Source organism: Coleofasciculus sp. A1-SPW-01 (genome assembly GCF_040217205.1).
GTDB classification, from domain to species: Bacteria; Cyanobacteriota; Cyanobacteriia; order Cyanobacteriales; family Coleofasciculaceae; genus Coleofasciculus; species Coleofasciculus chthonoplastes_A.
The window spans coordinates 1-21,229 of sequence record NZ_JAVJNP010000067.1 but is presented as its reverse complement, the minus strand read 5'-3'; the positions used below and the strand labels follow the sequence as shown (position 1 = coordinate 21,229).

The 21,229-nt window shown below is 45.3% G+C and carries 18 protein-coding genes, 1 other RNA gene and 2 pseudogenes; 10 read left to right on the top strand and 11 right to left on the bottom strand.

Going from position 1 to position 21,229, the window contains the following annotated elements:
* Positions 1-292 precede the first annotated feature (292 nt).
* On the top strand, positions 293-829 hold the full coding sequence (locus RH949_RS10935; RefSeq protein WP_006100860.1) for a peptidoglycan-binding domain-containing protein: 537 nt from the start codon (positions 293-295) through the stop codon (positions 827-829).
* An 81-nt stretch (positions 830-910) separates the two neighbouring features.
* Here RH949_RS10935 and hisS read toward each other — a convergent pair whose 3' ends face one another.
* The 6 genes and pseudogenes from hisS to RH949_RS10905 form a co-directional block, all read right to left on the bottom strand.
* Positions 911-2,299, bottom strand: coding sequence for a histidine--tRNA ligase (gene hisS, locus RH949_RS10930; RefSeq protein WP_446353052.1), 1,389 nt, complete (start codon positions 2,297-2,299; stop codon positions 911-913).
* Between the two features lie 140 nt (positions 2,300-2,439).
* Positions 2,440-3,405 (bottom strand): L-histidine N(alpha)-methyltransferase, encoded by a 966-nt coding sequence (gene egtD, locus RH949_RS10925; RefSeq protein ID WP_446353050.1) that lies wholly within the window; start codon positions 3,403-3,405, stop codon positions 2,440-2,442.
* A 133-nt stretch (positions 3,406-3,538) separates the two neighbouring features.
* Positions 3,539-3,715, bottom strand: a pseudogene (locus RH949_RS10920) (RRXRR domain-containing protein); the annotation flags it as partial.
* Between the two features lie 466 nt (positions 3,716-4,181).
* Positions 4,182-5,135 carry a J domain-containing protein gene (locus RH949_RS10915; RefSeq protein ID WP_006100866.1) on the bottom strand — a complete coding sequence of 318 codons (954 nt, stop codon included), beginning with the start codon at positions 5,133-5,135 and terminating at the stop codon, positions 4,182-4,184.
* A gap of 262 nt (positions 5,136-5,397) precedes the next feature.
* Entirely contained in the window at positions 5,398-6,222 is an 825-nt protein-coding gene (locus tag RH949_RS10910; RefSeq protein WP_446353048.1) for an inositol monophosphatase family protein, read from the bottom strand.
* A gap of 189 nt (positions 6,223-6,411) precedes the next feature.
* Entirely contained in the window at positions 6,412-7,611 is a 1,200-nt protein-coding gene (locus tag RH949_RS10905) for an RNA-guided endonuclease InsQ/TnpB family protein (protein WP_446353046.1), read from the bottom strand.
* 174 nt (positions 7,612-7,785) lie between these two features.
* On the opposite strand from RH949_RS10905, the gene RH949_RS10900 reads away from it, so the two are divergent.
* The gene (locus tag RH949_RS10900) at positions 7,786-8,919 is read left to right on the top strand and encodes a 5-(carboxyamino)imidazole ribonucleotide synthase (RefSeq protein WP_446353044.1); all 1,134 of its coding nucleotides are present in this window, start codon (positions 7,786-7,788) and stop codon (positions 8,917-8,919) included.
* A gap of 7 nt (positions 8,920-8,926) precedes the next feature.
* On the opposite strand, the gene RH949_RS10895 is transcribed toward RH949_RS10900, so the two are convergent.
* Positions 8,927-9,856: a pentapeptide repeat-containing protein gene (locus RH949_RS10895; protein ID WP_446353042.1), complete on the bottom strand. Its 930-nt coding sequence runs from the start codon at positions 9,854-9,856 to the stop codon at positions 8,927-8,929.
* Between the two features lie 160 nt (positions 9,857-10,016).
* On the opposite strand from RH949_RS10895, the gene ssrS reads away from it, so the two are divergent.
* Positions 10,017-10,198: non-coding RNA, 6S RNA (gene ssrS / locus RH949_RS10890), on the top strand.
* 346 nt (positions 10,199-10,544) lie between these two features.
* Here the strand turns inward: ssrS and RH949_RS10885 are convergent.
* Positions 10,545-10,688 (bottom strand): hypothetical protein, encoded by a 144-nt coding sequence (locus RH949_RS10885; RefSeq protein ID WP_006100743.1) that lies wholly within the window; start codon positions 10,686-10,688, stop codon positions 10,545-10,547.
* 79 nt (positions 10,689-10,767) lie between these two features.
* On the opposite strand from RH949_RS10885, the pseudogene RH949_RS10880 reads away from it, so the two are divergent.
* The 6 genes and pseudogenes from RH949_RS10880 to RH949_RS10855 form a co-directional block, all read left to right on the top strand.
* Positions 10,768-10,908: pseudogene (locus tag RH949_RS10880) on the top strand (type II toxin-antitoxin system RelE/ParE family toxin); the annotation flags it as partial.
* Positions 10,909-11,082: 174 nt separating this feature from the next.
* A complete protein-coding gene (locus RH949_RS10875; RefSeq protein ID WP_446345847.1) occupies positions 11,083-11,415 on the top strand; it encodes a DUF6883 domain-containing protein in 333 nt (110 codons plus the stop codon).
* Complete coding sequence (locus tag RH949_RS10870) at positions 11,412-11,735, top strand: DUF4926 domain-containing protein (protein WP_446353040.1); 324 nt, start codon at positions 11,412-11,414, stop codon at positions 11,733-11,735. Before RH949_RS10875 ends, RH949_RS10870 begins: the two co-directional genes overlap by 4 nt.
* A gap of 117 nt (positions 11,736-11,852) precedes the next feature.
* A complete protein-coding gene (locus tag RH949_RS10865; protein ID WP_446353038.1) occupies positions 11,853-15,584 on the top strand; it encodes a CHAT domain-containing protein in 3,732 nt (1,243 codons plus the stop codon).
* A complete protein-coding gene (locus tag RH949_RS10860; protein ID WP_006101001.1) occupies positions 15,581-15,928 on the top strand; it encodes a hypothetical protein in 348 nt (115 codons plus the stop codon). Before RH949_RS10865 ends, RH949_RS10860 begins: the two co-directional genes overlap by 4 nt.
* On the top strand, positions 15,925-17,400 hold the full coding sequence (locus RH949_RS10855) for a hypothetical protein (RefSeq protein ID WP_006100959.1): 1,476 nt from the start codon (positions 15,925-15,927) through the stop codon (positions 17,398-17,400). The genes RH949_RS10860 and RH949_RS10855 overlap by 4 nt, the downstream gene beginning before the upstream one ends.
* 77 nt (positions 17,401-17,477) lie before the next feature.
* Here RH949_RS10855 and RH949_RS10850 read toward each other — a convergent pair whose 3' ends face one another.
* The 3 genes from RH949_RS10850 to crtH form a co-directional block, all read right to left on the bottom strand.
* Positions 17,478-17,702, bottom strand: coding sequence for a hypothetical protein (locus tag RH949_RS10850; RefSeq protein WP_446353035.1), 225 nt, complete (start codon positions 17,700-17,702; stop codon positions 17,478-17,480).
* A complete protein-coding gene (locus tag RH949_RS10845) occupies positions 17,699-17,944 on the bottom strand; it encodes a UPF0175 family protein (RefSeq protein WP_446353033.1) in 246 nt (81 codons plus the stop codon). The genes RH949_RS10850 and RH949_RS10845 overlap by 4 nt, the downstream gene beginning before the upstream one ends.
* Before the next feature lie 530 nt (positions 17,945-18,474).
* Positions 18,475-20,019, bottom strand: coding sequence for a carotenoid isomerase (gene crtH, locus RH949_RS10840; protein WP_446353031.1), 1,545 nt, complete (start codon positions 20,017-20,019; stop codon positions 18,475-18,477).
* Between the two features lie 421 nt (positions 20,020-20,440).
* Here crtH and upp point away from each other — a divergent pair, with 421 nt between their 5' ends.
* A complete protein-coding gene (gene upp / locus RH949_RS10835; RefSeq protein WP_446353029.1) occupies positions 20,441-21,091 on the top strand; it encodes a uracil phosphoribosyltransferase in 651 nt (216 codons plus the stop codon).
* Positions 21,092-21,229 lie beyond the last annotated feature (138 nt).

Genomic DNA, 21,229 nt, shown 5'->3' with positions numbered 1-21,229 from the left:
CCGCAGCTACACAAACGAAACCCGCCTGCGCGGGTTTCCACAGGTTGAGATAAAATCCGTTAAATTGAATTAAGCGATCGCGTACTTGAACCTTCCCACTCAGGCGCGATCGCTTTTGCGTGATTTCCTTTCCGATGAACCTACTGTAGGATTAAGTTGAGAGAGACTACATCCTTGAACCCAATTCACCCAATCGGATGATTGACAAGACCTTTCTTTTGGCTGATTGGGTTAGCCCGGATAAGTTATCCGCCATCAACAATCTCTTAAATTTAATGTCACGCTCTGTATTATGCAAGCACTTTTTAATCCAGAAACAACATCCAAGGTTAGACTCACAGCTAAATCATCAGTTCGCAAACCTATACTGCAACTGGGTTCGGTGGGAGCTGAGGTTTTAGAATTGCAAAAGCTTCTGGCTCATTGCGGCACCTACACCGGTCCCATGGGGGGGTATTTTGATCGCTCGGTCCATGATGCTGTGATGGAATTTCAGCAAAGTATGTTCCTCAAAGCTGATGGTATTGTCGATTCCCTAACATGGCAAGCCCTTTATCAGGGTGCCCCAGTTAATATGCCTGTACTCAATCGAGGGAGCAGACATGATATGGTAATTCCTGTACAGTGGGTGCTGCATCTGACTCAGGATTATTCAGCGCCAATTGATGGTGATTTTGGCGAACAAACAGAACGCGCTGTGCGATCGTTCCAAAAACGTCATGGCTTAGTGGAAGATGGAGTGGTCAGTGAGCCAACCTGGTATGCTCTTAGTCAGGTTCATGTCAGTTTGCTCCATAACCGTTATCAAGAGGCTTTGGTGGCAGTGTAGTTCAGTGTTCTTGTCTGTAATTGATGCTACAAAATTACCCCTTTTGTAGAGACGTTGCATGCAACGTCTCTACAGGAATGCTTAGGCTAGTTGCTTGCTCACCTCATCAGCTAGCTGCTCTATATTGACAGCAATTTGCTCTCCGGTTCTCATGTTTTTCAAACCGCATTTTTGAGCAGCAGCTTCTTCAGAGCCAATAATGACACACAAGGGAATTCCCCGTTTATCAGCTTGCTGTAACTGTTTGCCCACAGAGCGCTCGTCAAAACTGGTAATCGTACTAATTCCCGCCTGACGCAATTTCTGAGATACTTCTAAATACAAAGGCATCAGGTCACTTTGCATATTCACCACCATCACTTGGGCGGGTGTAGAGGAGAAAGACTCCAGAATCCCGGCTTGAATCAACCGACTCATCAATCGAGTTAAGCCGATGGAAATGCCTACTCCTGGCATTTTATCCCCAACAAACATGCCCACGAGTTCTTCATACCGTCCCCCGGAACAAATACTGCCCAAGGCTTCGTGACCAACCAGTGTTGTTTCATACACTGTTCCCGTGTAATAATCTAATCCACGGGCAATTGAGAGGTCAATGCAAAATACGCGATCGCTCACCCCCAAATTCCGCACTCCGGTAATCACAGTTTCTAGTTCAGCAATGCCCGTTTTCAATACCTGAGCGTCTGGTTTATCCTCAAGCATGGCGTTTAATTGTGCCAACACCTCATCCACCGAACCCTGAATCTTGGTGAAGGTAAGAATTTGCTCGACTTGTTCATCGGATAACCCTTCAGCCAAGAGCGCTTTTTTCACCTTTGTTTCGCCAATTTTCTCCGCTGCATCTACAATCCGGATAGAGGGCATAATTTTGCTCTCATCTAAACCAATTGATTCAAAGAACCCACTGAGAACTTTACGATTGTTGATGCGAATCAAAAAGTCTCCAATATTAATCGCCGTAAAAATTTCAGCAATAATCGCCGGAATTTGGGCATCATAGAGCAAACTCAGCTTATTACGACCCACTACATCAATATCACATTGACGAAATTGGCGATAGCGTCCCGCTTTTGCCCGTTCTCCCCGAAATACCACATCTATCTGATAACGGGCAAAGGGAAACTGAAGTTCATTTAGGTGACGGGCAATATAAGCCGCTAAGGGAACCGTCTGATCAAACTTTAATGCCCTCTCTTCTGAACCACTTTCTCCCGCCTGTTCTTTTTCGGCTTGGCGATTGGGCGGCAAAATTGGTTGCAACCCGTAAATAATATTATCCCCTTGATTTCCTTTGGCTTGCAGAACTTCTAATCGCTCAACTGCTGGAGTTTCGATAGGTGTGAATCCATATCGCTCAAAAACTTGGCGGATGGTGTCTATCAAATACATCTCCAGACGTTTTTCGCCGGGGAGAAATTCGGGAAAACCACTCGGACAAGAAAAGTTTATTTTGTCAGCTTTTGCCATTTTTCAGAGAACAGGGAACAGGGAACAGGGAACAGGGAACAGGGAACAGGGATGTAGGGGCGGGTTTTACCGCTCACATTTTGCCATAAACCGATAATTTGACTAAACCTGCCCTTCTAGGAAACCGGGAATTAAAATTTCTAATGGCTAATCGTTAGGTAGTGGAGACTGAAGAGATGATCAGCATCTGTCCATACCTGTTGAGTATCGAATCCAGCATAATTTGCCATATTCTGGAACTCTTCAATGCTGTATTTATATGAATTTTCGGTGTGAATTGTTTCATCTTGACGAAAGTGAAACGGTGTCTTATCGATGATAACAGTTTGTTCCTTGAGACTAACTAAGTGCATCTCAATGCGGCTTTTATCTGGATTATAAAAAGCCCAGTGGTGAAAGTGTGATAAATCAAAATTAGCGTTTAACTCCTGATTAATCCGCTCTAACAGGTTGAGATTAAATTCAGCCGTAACTCCCTGGGCATCATTATAGGCAGCATTTAAAATAGCTGGGTCTTTTTTCAAATCGACACCAATTAACATGCCATCGCCTTTATCCAAAAGACGACGCGACTGTTTCAGCAGATGGATGGCTTCCTGGGGATGTAGATTGCCAATCGTGGAACCCGGAAAGAAAATTAGCTTGTGATTAACAGGTTTTTTGCTGTAGGGTGGCAGTTGAAAATCTTGGGTATAATCCGCACAAACGGCGATCACATCCAAGTCAGGATAGGATTGTGCTAGTTCTGCTGACGCTTGCAGCATGTGTTCTTGGGAGATATCGATGGGCATGTATCCAGCTAGGTGCGGCAAGGCATCCAACAGAAGGCGGACTTTGGCACTACTGCCACTACCATACTCGATCAGCAAGCAATCTTGACCCACGAGTTGGGCAATGTCCCGGCAATAGGTTTTTAACAGATGAATTTCTGTCCGGGTGGGATAGTATTCCTCCACCTCACAGATCTGATCAAACAGTTCTGACCCACGTTTATCATAAAAGAACTTGGGCGCGATCGCTTTTTGGGGTTGAGTCAAACCCTTGAATATCTCCTCACGTAAGCTGCTTAGGTGCGGCTTATAATCGTAAAACTCTAGATTATTCATTAGCTTTGTTTTTCTTGTCTTCGGCTAACCCTAGCCACTGTCTAAGTTGCGTCGTACCGTTGCCGTCTCTTTGCCATCCTTGGTGGGTTGTAACGGTCGCCAACTCAGATAGCCACTTAAGCATCTGTCGTTGTCCTATGGCTATAGGTTGGGTGTCTTCTCCTGTCTCAAAGGTTAGCTGAATGGTAAAACATTCTAAGTCGTTGTGCATGATTTTGGCTTTACCCTCTTTCAGCCAACGCCTAGCACGACTAGGCTTAGTAGGCATTAGGGGTTTACCTGATTTTGATAGAACTGGTACTCGTAACATGGAGATAATCCTCACGAGTGAGTGTTTACATTGAGCGAAGTCGAAATGTAGTCCCTTCCCGCCATCTCAACCAAGATGTCCTAACAATCGCGAGCGACTCGACAAAAAGTCTTAAAGATAACTTGGACTAGGGAAGTATCCAAGAGTTTGTACCAGGTTGAGACTCTATGCGGTATTCAATACTTAGTTGCCGTTTGTCCGGCAATCCTCGTCCTCAGGGAGTAGGGCGGGGTATTGAATCTGCTAACCACCTACAGGGTGGATTCCTTTCCTATCATCTACCGCCAACGATCCTTTTTGCAAGTTATCTCATGTCCGGTTGAATACTTAGGGGCTGCTGAATAAGTGTTGTGGTGAGGGGGAGCTGGGGAAGCAAGGGTACATTTTCCCTGAGCAAGTGATGCTCATTACTTACAAGCTGCGCCCACAAGGGGACGCAGCAGTTGATCCTTTGTCCCTGATTCCCTTACTTTTTCTTGCCGCCAAACAATCCTCCAAATAAACCCCCGCCACCCGATTGCTCTTTCGGTTTTTTGCCTGAACCCGATTTCTGGGTTAATTTGTCGATATATTGTTTCCCTTTCAATGCGTTTTCTTCCTGCGGATTTAATTGCAAGGCTTTATTAATGTGAACCTTAGCCATGGACACTTGATTTTGCTTTAAATAAGCTAACCCTAATAAGCCATGACATTTGCTATTGGTTTGCTCTAATTTGAGAGCTTCTCGTAATTCTAAAACAGCACCCGCAAAATTGTTTTTCTGCATGTAGCTGTCAGCCCGGCTGATATAGGCAGCAACTTTTGAGCCTTCTTGAGTTCCACCCCCCTTGGTTGAGGCATCACTGGTAGCAGCGCCAGCTTGGGTTTTCTTGACCGCCTTACCCGGTCCGGCTGTTTTGGAAACGGCTGTTCCTGGAGAGGTTTTGCCGATGCCGGATTTGGATGTTTTTCCTTTAAGCATCAAGTAAACTAAGTTGAGTTCACTGATTTCGCCAGTGACGTCCACAACTCGATCAAGAGATTCGTATTGCTTAGAGGCTAGCGATTTCAAGGAATTTCGATAAACAGCATCGGCATTTGCACCAGCTTTTGCCAATTGTTTAGCCACGTCACTGTAAATAGAAATTTTTCCTCCTTCTGCGGCTAGACGCTTACCCATGTGTCCTAAACTGATTCTATAGTCGCGACTGCCGCGAAACAGTTGTTCCTTGGCAGGATTGACGAGTTTGGTTAGCAGTTCATTGGCTTGCTGTTTTTCCTCGTCTGTTTTGAATTTGCTGCTGTCAGGGTGGAGACGGCGAGTTACTTTGAGATACTGCTTCCGGACTGTCTTCTCATCCGCATCGACGGGAACGCCTAGAATGGCATGATAATCCGTGAAATCATACTTAAAGAGTCCGCGTTCAATTTCAAAAGCCATAGGGTGCTGTCCAATTGCTGTGACGAAAGAATAGTTTTATAGTCTGTCTTAGAGATGAGAGACCCCCTTGACATCCTCATAGCTATTGTAGAAAATACAGTTCCTAAGATCTGGTGCATCTCAAGACTGTTCGGTTAAGGGCAGCTGAGGGAGCTGAGGGAGCAAAGGAAGCTTGGGGAGATGGGGAAGATGGGGAAGTAAATGACGTAGCTTGCTTCTCGCTCCCTTGAGTATGACAAATGACAAATGACGAATGACGATCTCAATTCCAACTGGACAGGGGTGGTGTTTTTAACAGTTCCTGGCTGAGTTGGTCATGAATTTGACCATTGGTGGCGAGAATTCGTCCAGATTTTAGGACAAGGGGGCTACCATCATAAGCGGTGACTGTGCCACCTGCCTCTTGCACTAATACTACACCAGCCGTAATATCCCAGGGCGAAATTCCCCGTTCCCAATAACCATCTAAGCGTCCACAAGCCACATCTGCCAAATCCAGTGAGGCTGAACCACTGCGGCGAACGCCTTGGGTGAGGTGAGTTAGGTGACAAAACTCGGCATAGTTATTATCTGGGGTTTCGCGACGGTCATAGGCAAAGCCAGTTACCAGTAAGCTTTGATTGAAAGTAGATGTGTTAGAGACGTGAATGGGACGGCGGTTGCAAGTTGCCCCTAATCCTTTAGCGGCGCGAAAGAGTTCATGGCGAAAGGGATTATAGATCACTCCCACTTGCGGGATTTCGTCAATGAGTAATCCCACTGATGTAGAGGCAATGGGGTATTGATGAGCATAATTGGTGGTGCCGTCGAGGGGATCAATTGCCCACCGATATTTACTCTGTTGATCTCCCCCTTGACCCGATTCTTCTGCCAAAATAGCATGATGGGGGACATGACGCCTTAAGACTTTTAAAATGACGGCTTCTGCTTCTTTATCGGCAACGGTGACTAAATCACCTGGACGCCCTTTCTCTTCTACGGCATCTAGTTTACCCCAGTAGGTTTGCAAGATTGCCCCGGCTGCCATGGCGGCTTCTGTGGCGATATCAAGGAAGATTTGCAGTTGATCGGGTGTGGGTTGGCTCATGGTTGGTGATTAGAGTTTTCAGTTTTTCGGATAGTCGGGATGGGTTTGACTATAATAAAGCACTTAATAACTTGCGGCTTAATCATTTACTAATTTGGCTTGGTTGAATTCATACATACAGCTTTCCTTCAATGAATTAGCCCTGCTACCGTGTAGACTAAACTTATAGAAACTTATAGATTCAGTCTTTCACACTGGGTTGACCCGTATTGGCTGCACGGCGCAGCTCACTACTCCCTCGGCGGTGAAAGCCTCTGGAAGATACTTGCGGATAATTTGGATACTTCCATTGATGTCCGCATTAATCACACGTCCATTACTTGACTTAAATAATCCTCTCTTGACACGTCTCCCAGCATATTTTGACTGCTTGCAAGGAGGTTCTAGATCGATAGCTGACGTTTTTGACGTGTAACTTTCCTCTATTATGACTACTTTAATACCTGCCAGTTCACACTTGTAAGTTATCTGATCGATTAGCAGAGCATGAGGGATATTGACAAACTTTTGGTTGTTGCGTTTGCCCATATTCACCTGTTGTTTCCAACCCTCATTCTTACCAATAACCAGAGTACCAATACCTTGCTGTTTAAGTCGGTTAACAATTAGTCGGCTGGTGTTATGTAGGTAGTTTTCCACAAATCGATTGCGGTGATAAGTGAGAGCTTGTATCCGTTGGCTGGTTCGTCTTTCGCTTTTCAGGTTGCTTTGGAGTTGGGATTTGAGCTTGTTGTAGTATTGGTTTCGACTCTTGAGTGGTCTTCCATTAACCAACATTGGCTTAAAACCGGGTTGGTTTGACGTTAAAGCCACCAGATTATCGATACCTAAATCAATTCCTGCTACCCACTCTGACTGAATTAAAGAAACTTTGGATGCCTCATAGACAATCTCCAAAATATAGCAGTTACAACTGGGAACAATCCTCGCCTCGGCAATATTCTCTACCTTAGTCGGGATGCTGATGTTACTCATTGATAAGTGGCAGCGTCCCTGTTTTAGGTCAGCCTTGTATATGGACTCGTGATGGTAAATGACGATGTTTCGTCCTTTCACTTTGTCCTTGTATCTAGGAAGGCGAGGTTCACTCTTGTATTTTTCTGGGTGCTTTGACCAGTCTTTCTTCGCCTCCACATAAGAAAACCAAGTCTCCACCAGCTTTTTAATGATTTGTTTCGAGACTTTGGTCGGCATTGCCCGATAAGACTCACTGTCTTTGACTAAATGGTAGAGTGTTGGTAGCGTATACCGATTCCCCGTCTCAAAGAAGTGTTGACGGCACAAATAGTTAGCCCGGTTATACAGATTCTTTGACTTAAACGCCAATTCATCTGCCTCCCGCCAGTTGGCATGATTTCGGTTGATGACGTGTCTTTCGACCAATTTCATGGCTTGCCGCCCTCGACCATCTCTCCAGAAGCCGACTTGATTTTACTATATATCTACAATTTTCTACAATTTAAGCAGCAACAGTTCAGAACCCTAAGCAGGATCTGCGCCTAAGTCCTAAAACGTTGACACCAAAATCCGCTACCATGGCAAACGAGTGACTCAAACCTATTGATGGCTAAGACTGTGAAACGAGTAGGGGTAATCGGTGGTGGACAACTGGCTTGGATGATGGGAGGTGGGGCTAAATCATTGGGTTTGGATTTGGTGATTCAAACACCCCAGCCTACTGATCCAGCCGTTAGTGTTGCCTCCGATACCATCTTTGCCCCGATTGATGACGCCGCCGCGACTGCAAAGTTGGCTGCCCATTGTGATGTGATCACATTTGAGAATGAATTTATTAATTTAGATGCGTTGTTTCCCTTGGCAAACCAAGGTGTCTGTTTTCGCCCCCGCCTAGACGCCTTAGCCCCCCTACTCGATAAATATCACCAACGTTGCTATTTACGTGATATTGGCTTACCCCAACCTGCTTTTAACTTACTAGAGACACCCCTCAACCCTGATACACTGACATTTCCCTTGGTTCTCAAAGCGCGACGCCACGGCTATGATGGTCAAGGCACGTTTATTTTTAAGGATAGAGAGAGTTTCCAGGAACTCTGGCAAAAACTTGCCGATACACCTCTACTCGTCGAGGAATTTATACCCTTTGAACGAGAATTAGCTGTGATCGCGGCTTGTTCTGTAAGCGGTGAGGTAGTGGTTTACCCGGTTGTCGAAACCCAGCAGGAAAATCAAGTCTGCCGTCGGGTGATTATTCCCGCACCGATTAGCTCAGAGACACAACAAGAGATTAACGCGATCGCACGTACCTTACTCAATAGTTTACAAGCCGTGGGCGTGTTTGGGATTGAACTCTTTCTCACCGCCAATAATCAGGTATATGTCAACGAAGTCTCCCCTCGTACCCACAATTCTGGACATTTTAGTCTAGATGCTTGTGAAACTTCGCAGTTTGAAATGCATTTACGGGCAGTTGCCGGATTACCATTGACAAAACCAACACTTAAGTGTAATGGAGCCGTCATGGTTAATCTATTGGGTTACGAATATTCCCAAAATGATTACCTTGAAAAACGGCAAAAACTCGCCAGTCAGCCGCAAACTTATGTGCATTGGTATGGGAAAAAACAATCGCGCCCTGGGCGCAAACTCGGTCATGTCACCGTTCTCCTGGATTCTAGTTCAGGGAAGAACCCCCAGGCGATCGCACAAACAATAGAAACCCTGTGGTACGGGTAATGACAAATCATTCTAATTGGGAAATCCCCTTTAAAACAAAGTCACTTTGAGCTTGAGCCATAATCTGAATCATCGCCTTAAAATCAGCATTTCGTTGGCGATATTTGGTGATTAAATCCTCTGACTGAACTCTAACACCTAACGCTTCTAGATAATCTGCCTCAATGCGTTGAAGTTCCTGTTTATAGCGCTGCTTAAACGATTGCTCAATCTTTGCCTTATCCTGCTCTGGCAGAACGTTGAGGTGGATAACTACAGTACCTCGATGCTTCGTTTCTATCGCTTGAATGGAAACCGGAACATTATCGTTTTCCTTCTCCAACTCTTGAAAAGCAACCAAAAAAGCCTGCCAATCAATCCCCTTGCGGAAAATCAACTCAACGGTTTCCCGCGTTTTTTGGAAAAGCTTCGTAAACTCACCCGGCTCAAATGTACCACTATGAGGACGGCGTTCTTGCAGTACATATCGTTTACTCTCAGGAGAATATCTGGATTTAAGATAAACATAGTCGCAGATAACTCCAGTTAAGTTGGTTGTACTATCAATATTCCAATCTTCTAAGCAAACTCCTGTAAATATGGCTCTCTCAAAGTTTGTACCTAACGCTTGAGTTCTAATCAATCGGGCTTCAGATAAATCAGCGCCGCTTAAAAGAGCATTTCTAAAATCTGCGCCTGTAAAATCAGCTTTTCTCAGATTGGCATCGGTCAAGTCGGCTTCAAGCAAATCCGTGCCAAAGAGGTTCGCCCCTTGAATGTTAGCTCCTCTCAGGTTAAACCCACTCAAATCCAATAAATTTAGGTTAGCACCCTCCAGCATGGGAGTAACATCAGGATGCTTCTCGCGCCAACTGTTCCAGTGGAATAACCCCAGTTTGACAAGATAGGAATGGGGTTCGCTATACACCATCTGACCATAACCCCGAACATCATACATAATTTGCGATCGATGACACTCATCAGTTTAGCTTAGAGCGACAGCCCATGATTAGGCATGAACAGCAGACTGTTTCATGGCGCACGCCATGCGCCCCTGCAGAAGGTGGCGATACTTAGCAGTAGACATCTGAAAATAAATCGTTAGAATAGGGATACAGGTTCCACTGGGACGTTGGTGACTGCCAATAGTGTTTTTTGATCTTGTCTGTATGTAAAAGGGAATCGAGAGACCTTGTGGCAGTAGACCGGGTATGAACCCGGAAACTTAAAACGAGTGTCCACGATACCCACCTGGTTTTCCAGGTCATAAGCTGAGGCAAGACGGCGTTCTGGTGAACCTGCAATAATTCGCAAAAATTTCCCCCTGTCTTAGGTGACTGGGGGATTTTGCGCTTTGGCTTAAGTTGACACGGATGACGGCTCTTCGGTACTTGTGGTGGAAACCCTAGTTTTTAGGGAACTCTTAACAGGGAACAGGCAAAGCCTTATCCAGCAAGCCTTTGACCAAATTCAATAAATTTTCATTATCACCATAACTCCCAGAGAGCCTGGTGTTCCCTGTGAGTCATTCATGCATTATGTCCTAAGCTGTCATGCATTTAGATTGGGTATTAGTAGCGAGCAAGATGCAAAGCCTGCGGCATGGCTTCGCTTAACGCACTACAAGGCTTTCGCCGTTATTGATATTAAGGTTTAAATGCCAAACAGCTTATTTCTAGTTGAATAATTGTGAATAATTGAAAACTGGAAGCGTAGCCAAGAGAACGATAGGTATAATCGGCTTCACCTGACGCTTGTTGAATAATTTGCAGAAATCCTTGTAGTGGCACCGCCAGTAGGGTGGGTTAGGCGGAATTAAATCGAGGAAATAACCATTTAATGGGATATCCGCCGTAACCCACCAATAATGCTGGTGGCTATCGCATTATTTATTTACTGGAATCAGAAACCAGTATTTTGTTATTGACGATTTATAGTAAATCGGAGCAGGAGGATATTACTACGGAGCAAATTAAAAGTATTTTAGATAATTTTGGGGAAGCAGAGTGAATTGGGTGGGGTTCAAGAAATCGGGTTTCTCAGTCGCGGGGATGGGATAAAATGGGAATACTATCCTGAAGCTGTTGCATTATGCTAACCACGGAAACTGAAATCTTAGCTATGCTTCCCAATCTACCCCAAATTCTCCCGATGAATGAGAATCAAACCCAACGAGAATAAAATATGGTTTTCTTACCAAAAGACTCCATTATTAACCCATCAAAACTCACTCACTATTTACTCGTCCAACTGCCTAAAGATGATAAATCTAAATTCTTAGCACAGGCAGGATATACATTAGAGAATTGGCAACAACTCGAACAAGATTTAAGAACCCAAGTCCTCACTCAACCTGCTGAACCCATCGAAACCACCCCCTATGGTCAAAAATATAGGATTCGTGCAACATTGCGAGGTCAAAATGGCATTGAACTAAAAACCTTAACAATATGGATGACCAATAATAATGGAACCCGATTTGTAACCCTAGTCCCCGACAAAGGAGAACATCAATGAAACCTCAACATCCTCTATTTTCCCAAGTTGCACTCACTGGAGACTTGCCCCAATATCACCTCAAACGGGGTGATATTGCCACGATTGTTGAACATTATTCCATGCCAGAGTCCCAAGAAGATGGGTATAGTTTAGAAGGGTTTGATGTTCCTCAAATTACCATTGAAGTGACGGCATCACAGATTATGCCCCTGAGTGACTATTTAAGAGAAAAAGCAATTTTAAGTAAATTTCGCAACCTGTCAGAACACCGACAAAAACAACTGGAAGAATACCTTGATTTTCTTTTGCAAAAAGACCAAACGACTCCGGTGAATTAAGAAATTGATGTTTTAGCGTCTGTGGGGGAAAAAGAAACCGGGTTTCTATCAGTCTCTTTGTTTCTTCACAAAATTTAACCAAGAAACCCGGTTTCTGGGGGGTGGGCTAAAATCGGGGTGGTATCCCCTACGCGGTGTGTGGCGATGGATGAACAAAGAGTGCAGGCTTATCTCTCCCTGATTCAAGAACTCCTCGAATGTCCCAGTGGGGAAGAAATGAATATCCTCAACGGTCATTTGGAGTTGCTGGATGAGGGGTTTGTGCAGGCGTGCGAGTTAGTGGCGGCGCAGTTGCATGAACAGGGACAAGAGAATCAGGCTCAGTTTGTGCGGGATTTGGCGCAAAAAACTATTACGTTGATCGAGAATCAAACCCTTTTAGATTTGGGTGAAGGTGGCGAAATTCAACACAATGCAACATTAGAGGAATATTTCAATTTTTTTATAGAGATGTTGCAAAATAAATATGAACATAATAGAGATACCAAAGCAATTCTTGTCCAGAATCAAGACAAACTTGACTTGACATTTTTATACATTATTCAAAAGTGTCTGAGTAATACACTTCACCAGGAGGAGTTTGACAAACAACAGACTCTGGCAAAAATATTAAATGGTTTAGCGGTAGATATTTATGAATTTCCTCTGGGTTGTAGAGCCAATAACATAGAAATTGCGATTACTTTATATCAACAATCTTTGACAATTTATCATATGGAAACTTCTCCTGAAAATTGGGGAATGCTCCAGAATAATATGGGCAATGCCTATAGCGATAGAGTAAGAGGAGATCGTTCCCAAAATTTGGAGTTAGCTATTGCTTGTTACCGATCTGCATTACAAGTTTATACACCTATAGATTTTCCCCAAGATTGGGCAATGACTCAAAACAATCTAGGGGCAGCTTATAGCAACAGAATACGAGGAGAGCGCTGGCAAAATTTAGAACAGGCTATTACTTGTTATCAATCTGCCTTGCAAGTTCGTAAAAAAGAAACTTTTCCCGAACAATGGGCAACCACTCAAAATAATCTAGGGGCAGCTTATAGCAATCGTATTTCAGGGAGGCGACTAGAAAGTATTGAGAAAGCAATTGCCTGCTACAAAGCTGCACTAGAAGTTTATAGCTATACTGATTTTCCCTATGAATGGGCAACCACGCAAAACAACTTAGGAAATGCTTATCATCAGCGTATTGAGGGTCAAAGACCTGAGAATCTTGAGCAAGCGATCACCTGTTACAAAGCCGCATTAGAAGTTCATAGTTATACTAACTTTCCCTACGAATGGGCAACCACACAAAACAACTTGGGTACTGTTTTTCGTGAGCGAATTAAGGATCAACGCTCTCAAAATATAGAATCTGCGATAAAATTTTATGAAAATACATTAGAGGTTTATAAGCCAGAAACGTTCCCCGAAGAATGGGCAATGACTCAAACAAATTTAGGGAGTGCTTACGCTGACCGCATTCGAGGGGAAAGATCCGAAAATTTGGAGAAAGCCATTGGCTGTTACCAAGCAGCTTTAAATAAAGTTTATACTCCAGAAAACTTTCCTCAAGATTGGGCAAGAACCCAAAATAATATGGGGACTGTTTACTGGGGTCGTCTCCTTGGAGAGGCGGAAGATAATATTGAAAAAGCGATAGCTTGTTACCAGGCTGCTTTAATAATCTACACATTTGAAAGTTTTCCTGAAGAGTGGGCAATAACTACAAATAATTTGGGAAATGCTTTCTCTATGCGAATAAAAGGAGAAAGGTCACAAAATATTGAACAGGCCATTAACATTTACAAAGAAGCTTTAAAAATTCGGAATTATTGTGACTTTCCTGAAGACTGGGCTACTACACATAATAATCTGGGAAATGCTTACTCTGATCGCCTAATAGGGGATCAGGATGAAAATGTTGCCAGCGCTATTTTATATTACCAAGCAGCGTTAAAAGTTTTCGTGCGGGACTCATTTCCAGAACAATGGGCAATGACCAAAAATAACTTGGGTAATGCTTACGGTAAACTGATTCAAGGTAATCGGGGTGATTATCTTGAACTTGCGATCGCCTGCTACCGAGCCGCCCTAGAAGTCCGCACCCCCTCCGCCTTCCCCCTAGACTGTCTCCAAAGCGGACGTGGTCTCGGCGACCTCGGCTACAACCTCCAAAACTGGGAAATCGCGATCGAAGGCTACAACCAAGCCATCCTTGCGATCGAACAAAGCCGCTACTGGGCGACCTCCGAAGCCACCAAACGGGAACTCATCGCCAACTCCCTCAATATCTATCAAAAAATGGTGCAAGCCTGCATCAACCACCAAGACTACGCCCAAGCCTTGCTCACCGTCGAACGTAGTAAATCCCGCACCCTGATCGAACTCCTCGACAGCGCCCACCTCTACCCCAAAAACGCCACCGACGAACAAAAACAACGCATCAGCGACCTGCGCCGTCAAATCGCCATCTACCAACAACAACTTGCATTCACCCCCAACGACACCCTCACCCCCGCCACCGAGAAGCACCCCAACCAACCTTCACCCGAAACCCTAATCCGCCAACAACTCGAAGCCGCTAACCAGCAATTCCAAGACCTGCTCACCGAACTCGACGACCCCAACTTTACTCTCACCCAACAAGTCCCCGCCCAACTCCCGGACTTGCGCCGCCTCCTCCAGCCCCAAACCGCCCTCATCGAGTGGTATCTCCCCAGCGAAGCCGACTCCGGGTTTTACCTGTTCCTCGTCACTCGCCGAGACGAGCAAATCCAGATTACCCCCCACCACTTCAGCGCCGAAGACCGCGAACACCTCGACCAAGCCCTACAGGACTACCGCAGCGACTACGGACAACCCACCTGGAATGACCAACTCCCCCAACGCCTCGAAACCCTCAGCGCCGCCCTGCAACTCCCCCGCCTTCTGACTGAATTATCCCAGATTCAACACCTCATCCTGATTCCCCACCGGGAACTGCACCTCATCCCCCTCCACGCGCTCCCCGTCTCTCTCCCCTCGCCTTCTGGGAGTGAAGCCAAACCCCTGCAAGACTGGTTCCCAGTCCAATATGCCCCCAGTTGTCAAATTCTCAACAATCTCCAGCAACGTCCCCCCCTAGAAGAACCCTCCACCTCTTTCTTTGCCCTGCAAAACCCGACCCAAGACCTCACCTATGCAGATTTCGAGGTAGAAGTGTTGCGCCGCCTGTTCAACCCCCAACGGGTTCTCAGCCACGACAAAGCCACCAAAACCGCCCTGGAACAACCGCAAAACCGAGCCTTCTTACAGCAAAGCCGCTACGTTCACTTCTCCTGTCACGGCGAATTTAGCGAAGCCGAACCCCTCAACGCCTACCTCCGCCTCGCTAACCGGGAAAAACTCACCTTTCAGAACATCTTCACCAGTCTGGATATCCCCAACTGTCGCCTGTTAATCCTGTCCGCCTGCAAAACCGGGCTAGTGGAAACTCCCCCAACCGATGACTATGTGGGGTTAGCCAGTGCCTTCTTTTTCGCCGGAACCCGGACGGTGGTGGGGAGTCTCTGGGAAGCCGAGGAGTTTTCTGCCACCTTACTGATGATTCGCTTATATCAGGAGTTACCTCGCTACACTTCAGTCATGATGGCATTACGAGCCGCCCAAGGCTGGTTACGCACCATTTCCCGTGATGGTGTTTTAACCTGGTTACGGGACGAGCTAAAATTAGAGGATAGTCAACTAAAAACCTGTGAAAAGCAGCTTAAACTATTCAATAAAAAATCCCCCTTTACTTCTGCTCGCTATTGGGCACCTTTCACCGTCAGTGGACAATTAGATCGGACAGGAAGATCACCCCAACATCACCAATCATGATCAGCAAAAAACGGATCGCCAAATTTTTAGAACTGTTGCACCAGCAATCCTCAATCTTTGCCGACTGTACTCAGGAAACCTGGGCAGAACTTGACCAAAAGCTGGCTCAATTCGGAGATGAGGATTATGAAGAGATTGAGGATGCGATTTTAGATTGGTTGGATGACCATGATTATGACACTATCAAGGTAGCTTTACAAACTATAAAAAAAGACCCTCTGGGAGATAACGAGACTCCGCCTCCGCCTCCAGAGTCAGAACAACCCATTACCAATACCGCTTTGCGCTCTGCCATCAAAGATGCCCAAAGCCAACACCAGCAACAATCTCAGTCATCCAAATGAGCAGTCACACTATTAATTCTATTTATGCCCCAAATATCCGCTTATTCAATTATCACTTAAAAACCGTCCGTCTGACAAATTTTACAGAACGCTCTCTGGAAATTGAATTCGTTACTAATTACTATCAATATCTGTTAAACTCTTATAATATTTTAGACCAAAACAGCAAGCCAATCTATTTAAAACTTCGGGAAGATTTCCAGGATATGCTCGGTTCGGGATTAGCCAATTTTGATTTAATCTTCAATCCCGAAGGCAGAGGAATTTACCGGATAGCTTTGCCCCAAAAATATAAGGGGTTTCTTTATCCTCAGTTTCTCAATAATACTTATAGTTTTTCTCTGACGCTCTATCATCCGCAAAAGTCAGGAGATGACGAGATTTCTTTCTCAGAGTTATCCAAACTGAAGCCCCCAGAGGACTTTTTCGCCGGAATTTCCCCAGGGAGTCAAGATGAAACTCAGTCAAATCGCAGCAAAGCCTTTTGGGGCAGTACAGTTTTTTTGAGTGGTTTTATTGCCCAAAATTGTCCAGATACGGCGGAGAATTTAAAATCTACCGCTGATCAGCTATTAAAGCAGTTTCTGGGGATTGAATCCCTGGAAGAAGCACCGCCATTTTACGAATCAGGGAAATTTCTAGGAGGCTATATTTATGAATATAAAAGTATTTTTAGACAGCATCGGTATGGACAAATTCTAATTTTATTGATTTTTGACGAGGCAACTACAGATAAACTGAATGATATTCAGTATGATTTGCCAGAACTTTTTTTATATTACCAGAAAAATCGGCAAATTTTTCTGGATAGCCGTAAGGAATATAGAGCCTCTCAGGATGAAATTCAACAAATTGAAGAGACGATTCAGAAATGCATTACAAACATTCCGACGAATGTGACATCGGATTTGTCAGAGAAAGATTTAAAGCTATTGAAACGGGAAATCAAAAATCTATTAGACTGGTCTTTGGGGTATTCCCAACGAATTCGCAGCTTGGGGAATTTTCAGAATACGATTGAGATTAATCGGCAAAATTATCTCAATACTCTGACGCGAATGGAGGTAAAAAGTCAAAGTGATTTAACGGGTTGGCGGGATAATGCAAATCACATTTTTGGTATGTTTCAGAGGCAAATTAAAGTGGATTTGGTTTATCTTCAGCAAGGGGAACGGTTGTTAGATACGGCAATTAATACGATTCGGGGACTAGTGGAAATTGACCAAGCGGAACGCGATCGCAGCCTAGAACGGCAAATCCAAGCGGTTGGCGTGGGGATTGCGGCGGGTGCGATCGTTGCTTCAACTTCCGGGTTAATTACTGAACCTTGGCAGCTTCCTAATCGCGATCGCTTTTTACTACCCCCCCATCCGTTTATTATAGCCTTGGTGGGGAGTTTATTTTGTTCATGGGGTGCGTGGTGGGTGGCAGATAAATTGATTAAAAAGGGGCGATCAGACTCTAATTCGTAGGTTGGCTTAAATGAAATGTAACCCAACATTAGGGTTTGATGAGGAATAATATCATTTTCTATGGCTAAAGCACAGCGCTAGGGCTGTTGTTGTAGGGTCGCCATTGTATTTATCAAATTGCGGAACCACTTATCAGCATAGTCAGGGCTTCGTTCTTTTAACCATTGATAGGTTACCTCAATCAATAATTCCTCATGCACCGCACAGAGAATTAAAATTCTGCCATAAAGCTGAGGCATTAGGCTGAGTTGCCCGACCTTCGCCAAATTGGAAATAGGTGAAGTGTTGCTGACAAAAATCATGAACACTCCGTTTCCTCTAAAGTTTTGAGGTCTTCCTGGAACTCATCAATATCATAATGAACGCAAATACCTCGCTCAGAAATGAGTTGTTGAAACTGCATCCGATGCAATCCCAATAACTCACTCGCTTTTCCCAAACTAATTTTATCTTGCTGAAATAACATCAGCACAATTTCCAACAATAGCTCATTTTCAGAAAAGCCACTCGCCTTGACTAGATCATCGGAAATCACTAAACTCATGGTGAACTCTCCCTGACTGAACTCTCCTGCTTAAATCTTAGCAGCCCAAGGCGCGATCGCCGATGCCAGTCACCCCTCTCAAACATCCCCTACCGTGGTTGATCGAGGATTACCACCAAATCGTCAATCGAGCGCACCCCTAGGGTTCCCAGACTGCATCCTGAAGGGGCGATCGCCTTAGCTTAAAATAGGGTGAATTAACTTGTATAAAGGCAAGTGATGTACACATCAAATTTTTACAAAAAAGGCTGATTTTGAATCAATGTTAGGCATTTAAACCTTAGTATCAATAATGGCGAAATCCTTGTAGTGCGTTAAGCGAAGCCATGCCGCAGGCTTTGCATCTTGCTCGCTACCCATTCCCTGCCGTGACCCACTTAAAATAGGGCTTTGTTTGTAGTAAGCACTTTAGTGCTTTAACGCATAGCTGGAGAGGGCTAAAGCCCTCACTACGAACCCAATCTATTGCACCAAATTAGCTGGGTCACGGCACTACAACTTTATGGTGGAAAATGGGGCAAAATCTGAGCTTACAATCCCAAATCTACCGCCACCCGATGGGCGCAAGCAAACCCAGAAAACGCCACCGCATTCAACCCTTGTCCCGGAAATGTACTATCCCCCACACAATATAATCCCGGAATCGCTGTCCGATTAAACGGCATTCCCAATAACCCCCTTAACTTGCGGCGCGGAATGGGTCCATAGGTGCCATCCTCACGTCCCAAAAACCGTCGATGACTGCGGGCGGTTCCGACTTCCATATAATCCAATCCCGCATCTAATCCCGGAAAAATAGCCTCTAATCGTTCAATAATTCGCCCAGCCGCTTCTTCCTTTTTATCCTCATACTCCTTCGCCGATAATCCCTGCCAATTCTCCATCCAACTGGGCGTAAAGGTATGCATGATATGATAGCCTTCCGGGGCTAAGTCCGGGTCAAGTAATGTGGGAATCGACACAAAAATCGTCCCCTCAGCCTCTTCCATCTTGTCCCATTCTTCCAATAAAATATGGTGACATTCTGTTCCGGGCGGAAAAACATTTTCTTCAACCCCTAAATGCAAACTCAAAAAACTCGGTGATTTCTGATATCGTTGTTGCCACTTTTCCTCACTGTCAGGCATCTGTTCTGGGGGCAGTAATTTCTCAAAGGTATCCCAGCGCGTTGCATTAGACACTACCCGCTTTGCCCGATACTCTTCCCCCGTGGCTAACCGCACACCTACGGCTTTACCCTGTTCGGTTAAAATTTCGCTGACTCTGGCGGAATAGCGAATCTGTCCCCCAGCTTTCTCCAATCCCTCAACTAATTTCTGGGCAATTTCACCCACACCCCCTTTAGGATAATTAATTCCTCCATAATGGCGGTCAGAAAACACCATTCCCGCATTAATCATCGGTGTCTTATCCGCAGGTACGACTGACCAACAGTAACATTCCATATCAATAAACTGGAGTAACTTAGGGTCATGAATGTAGCGACGGGCAATATCTCCCGCATTCTGGGGCAAATATTTTACCAATCCTAAACAGGCTAAAGGATGCTGGAAAAACACCCGCATCAAATAGCGGGGTTCTTCTAGAGACAGCAATTCCATCGCGTTGAGGCAATTAAATACCTTCCAGCATTCATCGTAAAATTGCCGAATTCCCCGCCGTTCGTGGGGGAAACGTTCCGTCAATTCGTGTAAGAAGTTCTCATAGTCTCGATGAACTTTCAGGTCTAATCCTTCGGGTAGATGATAGTGAATCTGAACGTCATCGGGAATTGTTTCCACACCAACATTTACTGCGTCTAAGGCTTGAGTCAATAGATTCGTGGTTCCTTCAGTCCCAAAACCAAAAATCATTGACGCGCCAACGTCGAATCGATACCCTTCGCGTTCAAAGTAGCCAGCACTACCACCGGGAATCAAATAGCGTTCCAGTACCAGCACCTTAGCACCCTTAGCAGCTAGCTGAGTCGCCGTCACGAGTCCGCCAATACCAGAACCAATGACGATGACATCAAATACAGAGGTTTCGTTCGGAGCGTGATTAGTTGACGAAGGAGATTGAGAAGCAATAGCCATGAATGATCAGACGAGAGAGGTCTTTTACAAATTCGAGTTTAACTTTTCTCTATTCTCTCTTCCAGATGTGTCATGGCAGACGTACCGTGCTACACAATACTGGTCGGATAAGCTCTCATTTAATTTTTTCTCCCTCATCTCCCAGACGTGCCATGGCACGTCTCTACATCCCCATGCCCAAAAAAAAGAGGGTGGTTCAGGCTGCTACCGCTTGCCCGTCCCACCTACCAATCCTTAATGAGAGGAGAACACTGAGGACTACTATATCCTTGTTGAAAATTAATGTCAACACTAATGCAAACAATTAGCAATAAACTGGCAAATACAGCATTTAGCCCGGATACCATCTCGGCAGTCGGGAAAAAAAAGCATTATCATGATTCAGTTTAGGTATTGCTTCGTCGTTACCCGTTAATTTGTTATGGCTCCCCAATTACGTGTTTATGTTCCCCCTCATCCCCTAATCAAGCACTGGCTTGGTGTTGCCCGTGATGCAGCGACACCCTCCCCCCTATTCAAAAGTGCGATGACGGAGTTAGGGCGCTGGCTCACCTACGAAGCGATTCGAGACTGGCTACCGACGGAAGAGTTAATGGTGCAGACTCCCCTAGCCCCTTGTCCAGCCACAATGGTGAATCCAGAGACTCCTTTAGTCGTCGTGCCGATTTTACGGGCGGGATTAGCCTTATTAGAAGGGGCGCAAACCTTATTGCCCTTGGCATCCATTTACCATCTGGGCATGGTGCGCGATGAAGGAACGTTAGAAGCAAAGTGTTATTTAAATAAATTGCCCCAACAATTTGATCCAGGTACCCATATCTTAATTACCGAACCCATGCTAGCAACGGGAGGTACAATGATGTCCGCGATCGCAGAACTGACCCAGCGAGGTGCTGATCCAGGATTTATCCGGATTATCAGCGTGGTTGCGGCTCCACCCGCCTTACAAAAATTGGGCGCTAACTATCCCACTTTAACCATCTACACCGCCACAATTGACGAAGAATTAAGCCAGCAAGGATTTATCGTACCCGGATTAGGAGATGCGGGCGATCGCGCCTTTGGCACATGATGGCAAGGGATAGGAGAGCAGGGGGAGCAGGGGGAGCAGGGGGAGCAGGGGGAGCAGGGGGAGCAGGGGGAGCAGGGGGAGCAGGGGGAGCAGGGGGAGCAGGGGGAGCAGGGGAAGCTGAGGGGTAAACAAATGACA